We start from the raw sequence: 16667 nt of genomic DNA on the forward strand, positions 1-16667 counted from the left end.
CAATATGAAAAAACTTTCTATCTTCGTCCTGGGCGCCCTGTTGTGCGGTGCGCAGGGAGTGAATGCAAAAGGTACGGACAAGGAAGTACGGGGCGACGATGCCGCCGTGCGTTACACGGGCCGTACACAGGTGGACAACGATGGATCGGTGACCTTCGACTGGGTGGGCACTTACCTTGAAACCCGTCTGACAGGCGGCAGATTGGCCGTGCGGCTCTCCGAGACCGGGACGAGCTATTACAATGTGTTTGTGGACGGCAAGCTGCACAACGTGGTGAAGGCTTGCGGTAAGGATACGGTGATAGACTTCGTGAGTGGAGTAAGCCGCAACGCCCATGCCCTGCGCATACAGAAGCGCACCGAGGGCGAGTTTGGCAAGACCACCATACACCGCTTCCTGCTGCCCCAGTCGGGTGCGTTGCAGCAAGCAAACATCGAGCGCAGCCGTCACATCGAGTTCATCGGCAACTCGCTGACCTGCGGCTATGGCACCGAGGGCAAAGACCGCAACGAGCCGTTCAAGTTAGAGACCGAGAACTGCAACCTGTCGTTCTCCACCATCGTCTCCCGCTACTTCGATGCCGACTACACGCTCGTGGCCCACTCCGGACGCGGTGCCGTGCGCAACTATGGCGACACCGTGCGTGTCTCTGCCGTGACCATGCGCGAGAAGATGCTCCAGACTTTTGACGAAGGTTCCAAGGAGCAGTGGGACTTCAAGGCCTACACCCCCGACCTGGTGGTCATCAACCTCGGCACGAACGACTTCTCCGTAGAGCCGAAACCCTTCAAGAGCGAGTTTGTGGCATCGTACACCAAGATACTGAAGCAGTTGCGCCAGCACTACGGTGATGTGCCCATCCTCTGCATCTATTGCTGTACCATCCCCGCCCCGGTGTACGACTATTACGAGACCGCCCTCGTCGAGATGAACGATAAGAACATCCACCTGTTGCAGATGAAGAAGGACCTCTTCAATACCGAAGCAGACTACGGTGCCGTATGGCATCCCAACTACAACGGCCAGCGCAAGATGGCCATGGAAATCATCCCGATGGTATCGACAATCACAGGTTGGGAACTGTCGGGGAAAGCAGTAGAATGACCAATTATTAATCATATCCCTCATGACCAGCTTTCTCAAATCCGCAGCCCTCGTCGCCCTATGCGCCCTGGCAAGCTGTACAAAGCCGCTGGAAACGGCTTCTTACTCGGTAGTGCCCCTGCCGAGCGAAGTGACTCCCTCGGAAGGCACTCCCTTCCGCCTGAACAGCAGGACTTCCGTGTTCTACCCCACAGGCAACGCACTGCTGAAACGCAATGCAGAGTTCCTCTCCGAGTATGTGGCACAATCCATGAACTTCGCCCTCCCTGTCAGGGAACAGGCGGAAGGCGAAGCCCCCGAACATGCCATCACGCTGGTACTCGACTCTACCATAAATAATGAGGAAGGCTACCGCCTCTCCGTGACGGAAAAAAGTATCAGGATAGAAGGGCGCACCGAGCAAGGAATTTTCTACGGCATACAGACCTTGCGTAAGTCGTTGCCTGCCGTGGCCGAGAGCAAGAGCATACTGCTGCCCGCTGCCGTAGTGAACGATGAACCGCGCTTCACCTACCGCGCCATGCACCTCGACGTGTGCCGGCACTTCTTCCCCGTGGAGTTCGTGAAGAAATACATCGACCTGCTGGCTCTGCACAACATGAATACCTTCCACTGGCACCTGACCGACGACCAGGGCTGGCGCATCGAAAGCAAGAAATATCCCAAGCTGAATGAAATAGGTTCTGTGCGCCACCGTACCGTGGTGGGCTACTTGGGCAGCGGCGAGTATGACAACACCGACTACGGCGGCTACTACACTCAAGAACAGATGAAAGAGGTGGTGGCCTATGCGGCAGAACGCTACATTAACGTGTTGCCTGAGATAGACCTGCCCGGTCATACCCTCTCCGTGCTTGCCTCCTATCCGGAGTTCGGCTGCACGGGCGGCCCGTATGAGGTGTGTCCCGACTGGGGTGTCTTCCCCGACGTACTCTGCATCGGCAACGAGCAGGCCATGCAGTTCGTGGAGGATATTCTGGGCGAGCTGATAGAGATATTTCCCTCCAGGTACATCCACATCGGAGGCGATGAGGCACCGCGTGTCCGTTGGAAGAATTGTCCCAAGTGCCAGAAGCGCATCGCCGAGGAAGGCCTGAGGGCAGGAGGCGGATTCACTGCCGAAGACCGCTTGCAGAGCTACTGCATGCAGCGTGCCGAGCGTTTCCTCAACGCCCGCGGACGCAGCATCATCGGTTGGGACGAGATACTGAACGGTGACGTGGCTCCCAATGCCACGGTGATGTCCTGGCAAGGCTCTGCCGGTGGCATCAAGGCTGCGCAGATGGGACACGATGTCATCATGGCTCCCAACACCCACTGTTATTTCGACTTCTATCAGACTGCCGACACCAAGGACGAACCCCTTGCCATAGGTGGATGCCTGCCCGTAAGCAAGGTGTATGAACTGGAACCCACGGCAGGACTGACCGAAGAGCAGGCCAAGCACGTCTTGGGTGCGCAGGCCAACCTTTGGACGGAATACATCGCCACTACCGAACACGTGGAATATATGCTGTTGCCCCGTCTGGCCGCCTTGGCCGAAGTGCAGTGGACGGCTCCCGACAAGAAGGACTATAAGAAGTTCGAGAAGCGTGTAGTGCACCTGATGGAGTTCTACCGCCGCGATGGATTCAACTTCGGCAAGCATCTCTACAACCTTCATGCCGCTGTGCAGCCCGATGTGGAGAAGCATCAATCCCTTATTACCCTGAGCGCGATAGACGATGCCCCCATCTATTACACCCTGGATGGCAGTGAGCCTACCACGGCTTCCACCCGCTATACGGAGCCTGTCTCCATAACTGCCTCTACAGAGTTTCGTGCCGCAGTGATACGTCCCGATGGCTTCAACAGCTCGTGGCAAGAGACCTTCTCCTTCAACAAGGCTACGCTCTGTCCGGTGACTTTCCTCACGGTGGAGCCGTTCCCCAACTATACCTTCGATGGTCCCGTGCTCTTGGTGGACGGCAGAAAGGGCAACGAGAACTTTGCCACCGGTGCATGGATGGGCTTTGCCTCTGACCGGGCGGTGGAGCTGCTCGTCGACCTGCAACAGCCCACCGAGGTGAAGCACATCAGCGTGAACACCATGACCTATATGGATGCCTGGATTATGGCACCCACCTCCGTCACGGCATCCGTCTCCACCGACGGCAAGGAGTTCACCGCTGTGGGCACCCAGGGCGCTCCTGTGGATACCGACATCCATAAGCATTGCGTCGATACGCACGACTTCGATTTCGACCCCGTCAATGTCCGCTACGTGAAGCTGAGCCTGCAGCCTTCGCCCGCCTTGCCCGTGGGCCACGCTGCCGAAGGCAAGGCTCCCTTCCTCTTCATGGACGAAATCGTGGTCAGTGATTGAGGCTTGATGTACTTGTGCCCCAATCGTCACTCTTGAATAGATAATCTTCAGGCACGGATGACACGGATTTACACAGACGTTGTTTAATTCTCTCCGTGAAGTTCCGTGTCATCCGTGCCTGAAAGAAAACAATAGAAGCGTTTGTGCGTATCCCCTTTAATCCTTTCATTCTTTAATTCTTTCATTTTTATAATAGATGAACATTCATTTCTCAAAGAATATTGCCGCCATGCTGCTCTGCCTGCTCTATGCGCTGAACGGTTTTTGCGGAGACAAGCCGGTGAAACCCATTACCGGCACGTGGATAAACCTCGCCTATCAGGACGTGCGAAACAAATATACCAACCCCACGGTATCGGACAATACCGGCCCCGAACTGTGGGAGCAGAAAGTGCAGGAACTGCACGAGATGGGTATGGAGTACCTCGTCTTCATGGCAGTGGCGAATGAAGGTCGTGCCTACTACCCCTCCCTACTGATGCCCCACGTCTATCCCGAAGGGCGTAAAAGCCCGGTAGATGCCATCATGGATGCCGCCGCACGCTTCGGCATGAAGGTATTCATGAGTACCGGCTGGGCCAAAGACCAGGACGACAACCTGCGTGACCCCGCCATTCGCCGCCGCCAGCAGGAGATGATGCAGGAGCTTGCCGGGCTGTACGGCCACCATCCCGCCCTCTACGGCTGGTATCTTCCTGTGGAAGACTGCCTCTGCCCCCTCTTGTCCGAACATGCCGTAACCGCCGTCAACGCACTGACCGACAAGGCACGTTCCCTCACCCCCGGCAAGAAGATCCTCATCTCCCCCTACGGGCTGGTGGACTCCGACTTCACCAATCCGGAATACGAACGCCGCCTCTCACGCCTGAAGGTAGACATCATCGCCTACCAGGACGAGGTGGGCTGCGTGCGCGAACCCTTCCCCATGCCCCGCCTGAAAGAGAACTGGAAGAAACTGCGCGACATCCACAACCGTCTGAACATCGCCTTTTGGGCCAACTGCGAAACCTTCACCTGGGAGAAAGCGACGAACGACCGCACCTCTGCCCTCATCCCCGCCGCCTATCAACGGTTATTGTCACAACAGGTAGCCGCTTCTGTGGCCGGTGTGGAGTGCATCATCTCCTTCATGTTCTGCGGCATTATCGAGAAGCCCGATTCTCCCTTTCAATTGGGACAGCCCTACTGGTCGGGCATCGCCTACCGCAACTACATGGACTGGCTGAACGGTGGCCGCTACTGGAGGCTGCTGGAAGCTTCTCATCGTGGGACATTGGGTAACGGCATCCCCGTTTCGACCACTGTAAACGGTAATGTCTCCTCTCCGCTGCTGGATGGACGTACTGCCGACGAGAATCCCGACGATTCCCGATGGATGTCTTTCGGCAAGGGACGACACGAGCTGACGATGGACTTCGGGCAGGAAATCAGGCTGGACGAGCTCTTCTTGCGCCTGCTCGACTACCGCCCGGGAATGGTGACACAGCCGGACAAGGTGTATTTCTATGTTTCCTCAGACGGTACTTCCTATCGGTTGCTGTCTGTCCGCAATGCCCCCTGCTTCCCCAATGCCGGGCACGATGCCTGGATTGACGGTATTCTTCTGGAAACAGCGAATGTGCCTGCCCGCTACCTGAAGCTGGTATTCGATTCGCCTCACTCCGTATTGATGGATGAACTGTATGTAAATCCCACCGGGCTATGCGACGAGGCCAATTCTGATTTTCCAGACACGGATTGAGTGGATTTCTTTCTTTTACGCAGCAAAGACTATCTGTTTTTCCCTTCCAGCCTGTGGATGCTCTTTTCTACCTCTAAGTCCAGTACCTCGTTCCCGATGTGGAACGTGGCATTATAAAAAGATTGTGATAATGCCACTTATCAAAACTAGATGATTATCACAAGTGCACATCTTATTTATCTGAAAATCAATTAGACTTTTGATAATATTATTGTATATTGTTCATTTTGATTATATGGCAATATCGCCGAAATTAAAAAATCATACACAATGAACGATTACAAATCCATTCCACGCAATGAGTTCTTCGTTTACTGCAAAAGAGCTTTTGAGAGTTTCAGACTGTCCACTTACATGACCGACAGGTATTTACGTTACATCGAATACATATCCCAATACATGGAGGATATGAATATTGATTATTACGATTTGAATTTCAGTCTTGCTTTTCAAGAGAAGATTGCAAAGGCTGATAATTCTCCAAATCAACGAAAGTCAAAAGAGTATTCTTGTGCGTTAAGTCTTATAGACAGGTTCATTCAAGGCTTGCCGTATGTTGCACAGCGAAAGAAACTCAAGACATACAATTTCCCATCCAATGAATTGGGTGATTATGCAAACAAGTTCATTGAACACATAAAAACAAGGAAATGCAAGAATGTTACCTTAACCCGTTGGCGGAATTAAAAAGATAATATATTGATGTTTAAAAAGTTGTGCATATTATTGATTTATAGTATATTAGAGATGGTCAAACCTTTAATATATCATCAATATATGCACAACTTATATACAATATTCAGTAAAATTCTTAAGATTTGCAAGTAATTTGGCGATAACCTCATAAATGAGAAGGGAAATATTCCTCGTCCAGGTGTTGTTCCCAAGTTTTCAGATATAGAAGTTATAGCTTTGAACCTTACATCCGAAGCCATGGGTATAGATAGTGAAAGTAATCTTTTTATTAGACTTTCTGAGTATAAGAATAAAATGCCCAATCTGATTTCAAGACGCCAGTATAATGACAGGCGTAAAACTACATCAACCTTATGCGACACTATCCGTAAAAGAATAGCTGAGAAGATAGATGGTGGTGAAGAATATTTCTGTATTGATTCAAAACCTATAGAGGTATGCCGGGTAGCTAGAGGGAAACGTTGTAAAATGGGCAGAAACGATTATAGTAAAGCTCCATCATTCGGATATTGTGCATCTCAGAAGAATTATTACTATGGATATAAATTACACGCTATTTGCGGTTTAAGTGGAGTTATCCATTCCTTTGACCTGACAAAAGCAAGTGTTCACGATATCAATTATCTTAAAAATATCAAATATGAATATCATGACTGCAGCATTCTCGGAGATAGAGGATATATTAGTAAGAATGTGCAACTGGATTTGTTTGAGACTGCAAATATAAGACTTGAAGTTCCATATAGACTGAACCAAAAGGACTGGAGTCCTACATTCATCCCATTTGCTAAAGCCAGGAAAAGAATCGAAACGGATTTCTCACAACTATGCGATCAGTTCATGATAGTGAGAAATTATGCTAAAGATACAGTAGGATTGTTTACCAGAATACTAGGGAAAATAAGTGCATTTACAATCCTTCAATATATAAACCACATTAACAACAAACCTATTGGCAGACTTAAATATGCGCTTATTTAATTCGGGAGTGTAATTTAAACTCTGTCTGGTTTCTATTTTATTAAAATCTCAACAAATATAATTTTTTCTTTTTGGATTTCCAAATGCTTCTTAAGATAGTTTTCGAATGTGTGCAAGGGCGGCGAAGAATGAGCCGTTTATATACCCTTGCACACATCCGGGAACTACCTTTTCTTTGCGTTTGAAAAGTCAAAAAGAGGAAATGGGTTATATCTCCAGAGGCATTCTCTCTCCAAATTTGATTCGTAGCTGTCCGGCAGTTAACGCCCAATTCTGGAGCGGATGCGTCCATTTTTTGGAGATGTTCATTACAGCCAAGTAGATTAATTTCATCAATGCCATGTCATTGGGAAAGACACCTTTGGTTTTGGTCACTTTTCGTACTTGACGGTGGAAGCCCTCGACGGCATTAGTTGTGTAAATCAGTCTTCGGATATGCTCGTCATACGCAAAATAAGCCGATAGATTATCCCAGTTCCGTCGCCATGATTCTAAGACAACAGGGTATTTTTTACCCCATTTATCTTCTAGTTTATCAAGGTTTAGCTCTGCTAAATCTTTATTAGGGGCTTGGTAGACTGTTTTCAAGTCTGACATAAACTCTTTTTGATCTTTTGAAGATATGTATTTCAAAGAATTTCTAATCTGGTGTATGATGCAATTCTGGATGATTACCTCAGGAAAAATAGTGCTGATTGCTTCCGCAAAGCCCGTGAGATTGTCTATGCAAGCGATCAGAACATCTTTCATGCCACGTGCTTTCAGGTCGGTCAACACGCTCAGCCAGAAGTTGGCACCCTCACTTTCTGACACATACATGCCAATCAATTCTTTATGTCCATCTTTTTTGACTGCCAGGACATTATAGACTGCACGACTTTCTGTACGACCACCATCCTTCACCTTGTAATGCATCGCGTCAAGCCAAACTATTGTGTACATTGATTCCAGTGGGCGGCTTTGCCACTCCTTGACCTTGGGAACTATGCGTTCAATGATTTCACTTAGCGTGTTGTGGGAGATGTCAACATCATACATCTCCTCGATATGGGAGGAAATATCCCTAAGGCTCAACCCCATGCCATACAGACTGATAATCTTGGAAGACATGTTGTCTGCAAGAATCGTCTCACGTTTTTTAAGAATCTCCGGGCTAAAGCTACTGTGACGATCCTGAGGTGTTACGATCTCTATTTCGCCGGCCATAGTTTTGACTCGTTTGCTTCCACGACCATTACGCTTATTACCGTTAAGACGCTCTGAAGCGTCAAGGTGAGAGGACATCTCGCCATCTAAAGCGGCCTCTAAAAACTCTTTTAACAAAGGACCAAAAGCTCCGTCTTTACCTGTGAGCGATTCGCCACTACGCAGTTGAGATAACGCTTTGTCCCGCATCTGCTGATACTCTTCACTGTTTCTATCCATAATACAAAGATAATTGTTTAGAGACAGAGTTCAGATTACGCTCTCTTTAATTCCGCCAACGGGTACTTCTATATATACAAATAATGTAATCTTTTAAAATATGAAAAAGACTTTATCCATTTTAGTATTCTTATTTAGTTCCATAGTAATATTGGCACAATCAGTAGAATATCAAACATTTATTTACACGAACGATGATTTAGCTAATGAAATTCAAAGTTTGTGTGAAGAAAGAAATTCCACCCGCAGTTATATGGGAGATTTGTTCAATGCCAGTAAAGAGTCTGTCAAAGGCATTGCATCCGGATATGTGACATCCTTCATTGATTTAGGAGTAAATGCCATAGGTTCTTTATTGACACGGAATTCTCGCCTAAAAAATGAGTGGGAAGAAACTATACGTACTGAAAATGTTTATACCACTAATATCAGCACTATATCAGAAATAAACGATTTTTATAAAGAGACCTCGTTCGACGGAGCGTTAGACCCTAAAGGCATGAAATTTGACGGAATAGGATGCCTGCGAAAAGAAGGGAATGATACGGTCTTTTACATTTCATGTCATATTGATCGTAACAAGATTAACCGTATCATAAACCACTCTAAATTTGAATTAGCACTCGACACCCTTATCATCTGCCCAACCCGCTCTAACTTGCCTAACTCTGTCTTAAATATTCCTTTTTCATTTGAAGAAAGAAAGAATTTCTGCTTTTCTATGACAATGAAGTTGACTTCTTCTTGGATGAATGAAATCGTACAGTTACAAAAAGACCAGGAATTAGGACAATTTTCATTAGAAATACCTGTAGATTCCAGCCAGCTTGACCGCAATGGCTTCTTCCGTTATATACGAAAAGACAATGAAGTCGCCAAATACAAAATCAGAGGCGAAAGTTTTATCGTTCCTCGCTCTTACATGGGTTTCCGTGATGAAAATGACGAATACAGAATCAGCTTCGGTACTGGGGAATACAAACTATCCATCGAGTTGAAAGAAACCTGCGACGCTACAGACCAATACCGGAAGAACTGGAAAGAAGACCGGAAGCGCAGAAAAAAGTTGGAACCATCCGAAGACATTATGACACGTAGCTGGCAAGTTGTCTCCAGCCAGCAATGGAATGAGCTGACCAAACAATGGGTCATTACAACCTTAAAGGCACCGGCAGATATTATAACACAAGATGTAATTGACAAGTTGGGACTCGAGGCTGAAACAAGCTATTAGAAATATCAGTTCACCTCTGCCCATCATTATCCCCAATAATTGTACAATTATAAAAACCTATTTTATGTAGCATAAGACTCATAAGTAGCATCAAAAATAGGAATGCATATAAACCGTATTATCATTTTGGTCATTTTTCTAAGTTTCACTACATCTCTTCAAGCACAAAGTGTCGAATCGGATGAATTGTTTTCCAAAGGGGTAGAATTGTACAATCTTAAGAGATATAATGAAGCCATCTCCTATTTCAACAAAAGCAACAATATTGACAAAGCACTATTAGATACGACTAACTCCCGGCGCTATTACTCAGAGATGTGGCTATCCAGCTGTTATATGCAATTAGGGAAAATAAAGGAGGCCCAAGCCATTAGCCCCGATTATTACATGGTACCTCCTATAGATAGGAGGCTCACCGTAGAGTCAGACCGTTTCTCTGAACTATCCAACATGTTTGCACAAGCTGGAAATCTGGAACGTGCATTGGAGTATGCTTTACGCTGTGCAGACATAGAAAAACAAGTAGCAGGAAAAGAACATATTTGGTATGGAAACAGTACCATTATCATAGGGAATCTATATTATGCATTAGGGGACTCTATCAATGCAGAAGAAAACTACCTGATAAATAAAAATATATGCAAGCATACTTATGGTGAATACTCTGAAAGATATGTTGATGCCCTTCTGTCGCTTGCATCTGTAAATACAGACTTCTCAATGAAAGACGGATTGGACAAAGCTACTCGTTATCTAGATGAAGCCTACAGCATAGCTCATAAACGATACCCTTTACTCGAAGCACAAATTGTCAACCAACAGTCGGTCATTGCATTCAGGAACAAAAACTACGAACAGGCCAAAACTTTGATGATGCAAGCATTATCTCTATGTGAACTAGCAGAAGGAAAAACATCAAACAATTATGAAATTTTATTGTCCAATACCATTGACTTATACCAAATGTTCGGACAATATGACGAAGCTATCACTCTGGGACAAGATTTTTTAGAGGCTTGTAACCAAGCTAATCGCAGCGATTCAATACCGGCATTTATTATGGTAAAAATAAGCCAAGCCAATATTGCCAAGGGAGATATAAACAATGCCCTAGTTCAAATAGAAAAGGCTGAAAACATAATGCGCCAATATGGCACGGCAAAAGTAGATTATATCAATATTCTAGGAATTATGTCAACAATATATTCCAATGCCGGAAATAAGCAGAAAGCCATCAGCCTTAATTCCAAAGTTTTGGAGTTTTATGAGAAAAAAGGATGGTTACAAGAGATAAGCTATATAGCTGCACTCAACAATCAAGCTCAACTATTCACAGATATCGGCGATTATGCCGGAGCAGTACAACTATACGAAAAATCATTAGAGCTCACTAAGACAATATGGGGAGATAAACATTTGCAATACTTATGTACAATCATCCTATGGATAGAACCCTATATACTCTTGAATATCGGAAACACAAATAAACAGGCCATATTTCAAAATCGGGTAAAAAAAGTCTTTATTGATATCCAGGCACGCTCACTATCACCTACTGATATAGCTCAAGAAGTAGATCCGGACAAATTCTATATGGCAATAGAGAAATTCCTACATCTATATTTAATGGACGCCCCTCCTCAACAAGAAAAACAAAGCCTTAAGGAATTTATCAGCAACCTAATAAAGAATGATTTAACACCGAATTTAGGAGAAGAACATCCCATCACCATACAGTACGAAAATGATTTGGCCCATATCTTATTTCTTCAAGGAAATTATAAAGAAGCCATCCTAATCAAAGAAAAACTACTTGAGAGTTCAAAAAAAATATATGGAACGGTTAGTAGCAGTAATTTAGCAGACATCGGAACATACTATTTATACAACAACGATATTTCCAACAGTTGTATCTACTTTGAGCACTGTCTGCAACAAACACAACAACAGATATTCTCTGACTTTCGATGGCTTACTGCCAATGAAAGAGCCTTATATTGGGCACGATACAAGAATATGATTGAAAACATCATCCCCATGTCCTATAAAGCTCAAGGGTATGCACGCTTCCTACCATTAAGCTACAATGCCCTACTTTTATCCAAAGGTATGTTACTCAATTCGGAAATAGAGTTGCACAAGCTCCTTCAAAGCAAAGGGAATAAGAATATAAGGGAAAAACTGGACAAATGGCGCTCACTGAACATGCAAATTGACCGTTTATCCTCACAAACCTCACGACCTCAACCTGAAATCATCGAAAAGCTTACTGCTGAAGCTAATGCAATAGAACGCGACCTATTATCTTCTTCCAAAGAATTTGGAGATTACACTCGTGCATTGGCAATAACATACGAAGACGTACAAAACAGTCTCGGTCAAAATGATATTGCTATTGAGTTCGCGGCTTTTTATACTCAACCAGACTCTTTACTTTATTGTGCCTATGTCCTTGATAAACTCCATCAACCCCGTATGGTCATACTAGGTACGCAAAAAGAATATGAAGCTACCCTAAAGGAAGCCTATTCAACACCGGCATTTTACAACCTCGTATGGAAACCTATCGAAGAATACATGCCTGAAAATGGAAATATCTATTTTTCTGCATTCGGTATCTTTCACAAAGTCGGCATTGAATACCTACCCAAGACAGAACAACGCAACATGATCAGACTTTCTTCAACGCGAGAATTGGCACTGGCACATAAGAATAATATCAAGAAGAAAGCAGTACTTTACGGAGGATTAGAATATAATATGGGGGCAAAAGATCGTGACCGGATACGATTAGCTTATTATAATAGCGAAAGCACTCCTGACTTAGTATTCAGAGATGCTCCCAATATACAAGACTTACGGCAAAAACGCAGTAATCTCAGCTATCTAAATGGAGCAGAAACAGAAGTATTATCTATAAGCCAACTATTAAGAGGCAAAAAGATAACTACACTGTTGCAAATGGGTATGGATGGAACTGAAGAATCATTTAAAGCATTATCTGGCAAACAAATCTCCTTATTACATATTGCCACTCATGGATTTTATGAAGAGCCACAACCATTCATCTCAACATCACCGTATGACAATGATTATAGAACTAAACATACTGAAGAGAACTCTCTTTCACGCTCCGGACTATATTTAACTGGAGCTGCCGACTATTTAACCGATAACAATCAATATAGCCCTACAGACATGGAAGATGGAATTCTTACTGCTAAAGAATTGTCACGCCTTGATTTTCGAGGACTTGACTTAGTCGTTCTTTCTGCTTGTCAGACGGGGCTGGGAGACATTACCAGTGAAGGAGTTTTCGGTCTGCAACGTGGATTTAAAAAAGCAGGTGCACAAACTTTATTGATGAGTTTATGGAAAGTAGATGATACAGCAACTTTATTGTTAATGACCGAATTCTATAACAAACTGATAAATGGAAACAGTAAGAAGCAGTCACTCTATAAAGCCCAACAATATTTACGTACTTATCAAAATGGAGTCTATGATAAACCAGAATATTGGGCGGCATTCATCATGCTGGATGGCATAAATTAGAAAAACAATGGCGATGAAAGCATCATATATTATATACATATTATTCATCCTTTTACCAAATGTTGTCACCATGGCACAAAGCGTAGAATCAGATGAGCTGTTTTCTAAAGGAGTCCATCTATATAATATGAAGAAATACAAAGAAGCCATTCCCATTTTCCAAGAGAGCGACCGATTGGATAAGATAGAGATGGACTCAACTCATAATCGACAGGACTATTCCGCCATGTGGCTTGCAAGTTGCCACTACCAACTTGGAGATGAAAAACAAGCTCAAAAAATATCTCCATATTACTACAAGCTCTCCCCCATAGACCGCCGTCTAACCATTCAATCGGACTCGCTATCAGCCTTAGCAGATAAAGCATTCGAACACCAGGACTATACAAAAGCACTGAAATTATACAAACAATGTGACGCTATAGAAGCAACTATTTTAGGCAAAAATCATATTTGGCGTATGACAACAATAGCCAATGAAGGTTATTGTTATTCACAATTAAGCGACTCAACCAATGCTATAAAATGTTTTGAAGCACACCAGGCAGCTTGTCAACAACTGTACAATTTAGAATGCGATGCCGCAATGAACACCCTCTTTGCCTTGGGGCATGAATACTACAACCATCAATTTGAAAATCACTACCCCAAGGCGTTAAATGCTTACTTTCAAGCTTACGAACTGGCTAAGAATCTCAATGATTCCATCAATTACAACTCCTCCCTATACTGCATCTCTCTCTGTTACTTCAGTCAATCACAAGAAAACAACGGCGATGAGCAAGGCAAGTATCTTGAAAATGCAGAAGTATTTGTACGCGAACTAAGAAACGACAATGAAGAAGACCGATATTTAAAAAATCTAATTTACGACAACCTAGCTAATTTTTATAACAAGAAATCAGAGGAATACCTGCAAGATTCCATCACGCTGCAACAAGCGTTGGATTATAGCCAAAAAGCCCTTGAAACATATCAAAAAAAGCCGGATGCAGACCAAGGCGTAAAAAGACTATTAGAAATATACAAGATGGATTGCCTGATTCGCTCAAACAAAATACAAGAAGCGATAGAATTGGGAGAAGATTTATATGCAGCTTTCCTACCCATACGACAACAAGAGAGTGAAAACTACCAGACACTACTACAAAATCTATCCTATTCTTATAAAGTTTTGGGAAATGAAGAAAAAAATATCTTTTACTTAAACTTACTGAGTACCTCATACACTCAATCCAACCAAACACAAAACGAAAAGATACTTGATGTCTTTTATGAGCTATCGCAAGCCTACTATAGAACTTCTCAATACAAAGAGGCACTCCACTATGCTAAAACAGCCAAAAAGATTTGCAATCGGGAAATATACCCTGAAAAATACCCCTACATATTATTCAATCTAGCACAAGCCTATTTAGAAAACGAACAAACCAACAATAGTTTAGCATGTATCAATGAGATACTATCTATCACACAGCCAGATGTCGATATATATATACATGCGTTACGGTTAAAAACCAGCGCATACAACTATATCGATTCTTCACAAGCACTTGACGCTTGTTTGCAATGTATAAAACCTGCAAAGAAGCTATATGGCGAACATTCATCCTTTTATCGGGCATTGCTATATGACATAGCCAACCTTTATTATAACTTGGGAGATGCATTTAGTGCCTTACAATATGCAGAGGAAGAGATGAGGCTAAATCAGCAATATGCAGACACATTAGATATCATCTATTTAAGAAACCAAACAACATTGGCAAACTTATATAGTCACTACGACCTCGGCAAAAGTGCAGCCTATTTCACTTCCGTAGTAAGAAAAATAACCCATAACGAATTTCTGACAGAACAGCATTGGACTTACCTACAATGGCCGATGGAAAAGCGTATCTCAGAGTTATTGTTCCTCATCCAAGTATTCAATAACATCTTTGATACCATAACATCGCTTCCCGATATGGAAAATAATCCTGAATACCGTACACAAATGGACAGTACACGAAACGAATTCTTAAGGTTATGGAATAAGAGTGCAAGAAATTTCGAGGCGAACATACCCAAAACTACAAGCAATAGCCATACTTTACGTGCTTCTATATGCAATTCTTTAGCAACCACCTATTACACTTTATCCATGAAAGACGAAGCATTAGACTATGCTACTAAAGCTATGGTATATGTACCAAGAAAAAACAAGGAGACTTACTCATCCATTCTGTCTGATGCTGCATTTATCTACTACAAGTATGGATTATATGACAAGATGATTACCCCTCTCAAAATCAGCCATAATATTGATAAGTCAATGTTAGTAAATACATTCAGAAATGTTCCCAAATCTGTCAGAGAACGATATCTCGCAATGATGCAATCCTCTTATAACTTTATTATAGAAGCTGCCGAACATACTCAGATGAAAGAGCTTTGCAGTATGGCCTATGACGTAAATCTGTTCCTGAAAGGATTAATGCTCAACACAGACATTGAATTTGAAAAACTGATATACGAGTCTGGCAACGACTCATTGCAGACAGCATATAATAAATGGAGAGACCTAAGTCTATTCAACGATAGACTATCAAAACAAGATACCCAAGATTCATTATTCTCCGATTCTCTGATGCATCTGGAACAAGAACTGGAATATCGCCTCATCAGAGAATCGAAAAAATATGGCAGTTATGTCAAGGGGTACTCTACAACCTGGAAAGAGATATGGAAGGGATTGAAGAAGGATGATATTGCCATTGAATTCTGTACATACTATTCGAATAATACTGAAGAATATGCTGCCGTTTTATTGGAGAAAAAAAGCAAGTATCCAACCGTAGTTCGCCTATTTTCTCAAAAGCAGTTATCAACGATTCCAACTACCGATTATTACAATACTACAGCGCTATCCAATCTCATTTGGAAGCCTCTATATCATTATCTCGCTGAAAAAAAGAATGTCTATTTCTCACCCTCAGGAGAATTAAACAATATTGCCATAGAATACATACCACTAACAGATAAGAAAACATTTGCCGAATACTATAATACATATAGGCTATCGTCTACTCGCGAACTCATAAAAAATAAGAGAGAGGACATACGAACAAAAGCGGTTCTTTACGGTGGTCTAGAATATGAAAGAGGACAAGGAGACATTGAGGCCATGCGGAAAGAACTGCAAAGTGCAGAATCCCTAATAGCATTCCGTGATGTCCCGGAGATAGACTCTTTAGTATTACGCAAAGGAATCTCTTTTTTGGAAGGAACAGAACGAGAAGTGCAGACGATAGATACCCTATTACGCAACAAACAAATTCCGGTAGCCTTGATGAGCGGCATGGCTGGGACCGAAGAATCATTCAAACAATTATCCGGTCAATCCATCACCTTGCTTCATGTGGCAACACATGGTTTCTACAGTCCACTGACCGGCCACTACACTGCCCAAAGAAGCTTTGAAGAACAAGCTCTAAGCCGGTCTGGTCGAGGATGTAAATTAAACTGTGTCAGCAAGGAATAAAGTATTAACTTTGCTAACACAGTTTTTTTTATGAAAGAAGAA

The 16667-nt window shown here is 43.6% G+C and carries 8 protein-coding genes; 7 read left to right on the forward strand and 1 reads right to left on the reverse strand.

The window, feature by feature from the left end; genetic code table 11:
• The first annotated feature begins 4 nt into the window (after positions 1 to 4).
• From ACESTD_RS03325 to ACESTD_RS03340, 4 genes are all read left to right on the forward strand, one after another.
• On the forward strand, positions 5 to 1105 hold the full coding sequence (locus ACESTD_RS03325) for an SGNH/GDSL hydrolase family protein (RefSeq protein ID WP_057088888.1): 1101 nt from the start codon (positions 5 to 7) through the stop codon (positions 1103 to 1105).
• Between the two features lie 22 nt (positions 1106 to 1127).
• The gene (locus ACESTD_RS03330; protein WP_117902449.1) at positions 1128 to 3470 is read left to right on the forward strand and encodes a family 20 glycosylhydrolase; all 2343 of its coding nucleotides are present in this window, start codon (positions 1128 to 1130) and stop codon (positions 3468 to 3470) included.
• Between the two features lie 196 nt (positions 3471 to 3666).
• Entirely contained in the window at positions 3667 to 5211 is a 1545-nt protein-coding gene (locus ACESTD_RS03335; protein ID WP_057088842.1) for a DUF4434 domain-containing protein, read from the forward strand.
• Between the two features lie 843 nt (positions 5212 to 6054).
• Positions 6055 to 6888, forward strand: a complete 834-nt coding sequence (locus tag ACESTD_RS03340) for an IS982 family transposase (protein ID WP_195288379.1) — start codon at positions 6055 to 6057, stop codon at positions 6886 to 6888.
• A 207-nt stretch (positions 6889 to 7095) separates the two neighbouring features.
• Here the strand turns inward: ACESTD_RS03340 and ACESTD_RS03345 are convergent, their stop codons facing one another.
• Positions 7096 to 8313 (reverse strand): IS256 family transposase, encoded by a 1218-nt coding sequence (locus ACESTD_RS03345; RefSeq protein WP_057088836.1) that lies wholly within the window; start codon positions 8311 to 8313, stop codon positions 7096 to 7098.
• Between the two features lie 100 nt (positions 8314 to 8413).
• Between ACESTD_RS03345 and ACESTD_RS03350 the strand changes: the two genes are divergently transcribed.
• The 3 genes from ACESTD_RS03350 to ACESTD_RS03360 all read left to right on the forward strand — a co-directional run bounded on the left by ACESTD_RS03350 (position 8414) and on the right by ACESTD_RS03360 (position 16625).
• Positions 8414 to 9547 (forward strand): hypothetical protein, encoded by a 1134-nt coding sequence (locus ACESTD_RS03350; protein WP_147335288.1) that lies wholly within the window; start codon positions 8414 to 8416, stop codon positions 9545 to 9547.
• A gap of 102 nt (positions 9548 to 9649) precedes the next feature.
• Positions 9650 to 13102 carry a CHAT domain-containing tetratricopeptide repeat protein gene (locus tag ACESTD_RS03355; protein ID WP_195288307.1) on the forward strand — a complete coding sequence of 1151 codons (3453 nt, stop codon included), beginning with the start codon at positions 9650 to 9652 and terminating at the stop codon, positions 13100 to 13102.
• A 7-nt stretch (positions 13103 to 13109) separates the two neighbouring features.
• A complete protein-coding gene (locus ACESTD_RS03360) occupies positions 13110 to 16625 on the forward strand; it encodes a CHAT domain-containing protein (protein WP_195288306.1) in 3516 nt (1171 codons plus the stop codon).
• Positions 16626 to 16667: the final 42 nt, after the last annotated feature.

It is taken from the genome of Bacteroides sp. AR20, assembly GCF_964250605.1.
Taxonomy (GTDB): domain Bacteria; phylum Bacteroidota; class Bacteroidia; order Bacteroidales; family Bacteroidaceae; genus Bacteroides; species Bacteroides uniformis.

Excerpts from the sequence above, each read along its gene's own strand:
- ACESTD_RS03350 (WP_147335288.1), top strand. The coding sequence starts at position 8,414 with ATGAAAAAGACTTTATCCATTTTAGTATTCTTATTTAGTTCCATAGTA.
- ACESTD_RS03330 (WP_117902449.1), top strand. The coding sequence starts at position 1,128 with ATGACCAGCTTTCTCAAATCCGCAGCCCTCGTCGCCCTATGCGCCCTG.
- ACESTD_RS03325 (WP_057088888.1), top strand. The coding sequence starts at position 5 with ATGAAAAAACTTTCTATCTTCGTCCTGGGCGCCCTGTTGTGCGGTGCG.
- ACESTD_RS03345 (WP_057088836.1), bottom strand. The coding sequence starts at position 8,313 with ATGGATAGAAACAGTGAAGAGTATCAGCAGATGCGGGACAAAGCGTTA.
- ACESTD_RS03360 (WP_195288306.1), top strand. The coding sequence starts at position 13,110 with ATGGCGATGAAAGCATCATATATTATATACATATTATTCATCCTTTTA.
- ACESTD_RS03335 (WP_057088842.1), top strand. The coding sequence starts at position 3,667 with ATGAACATTCATTTCTCAAAGAATATTGCCGCCATGCTGCTCTGCCTG.
- ACESTD_RS03355 (WP_195288307.1), top strand. The coding sequence starts at position 9,650 with ATGCATATAAACCGTATTATCATTTTGGTCATTTTTCTAAGTTTCACT.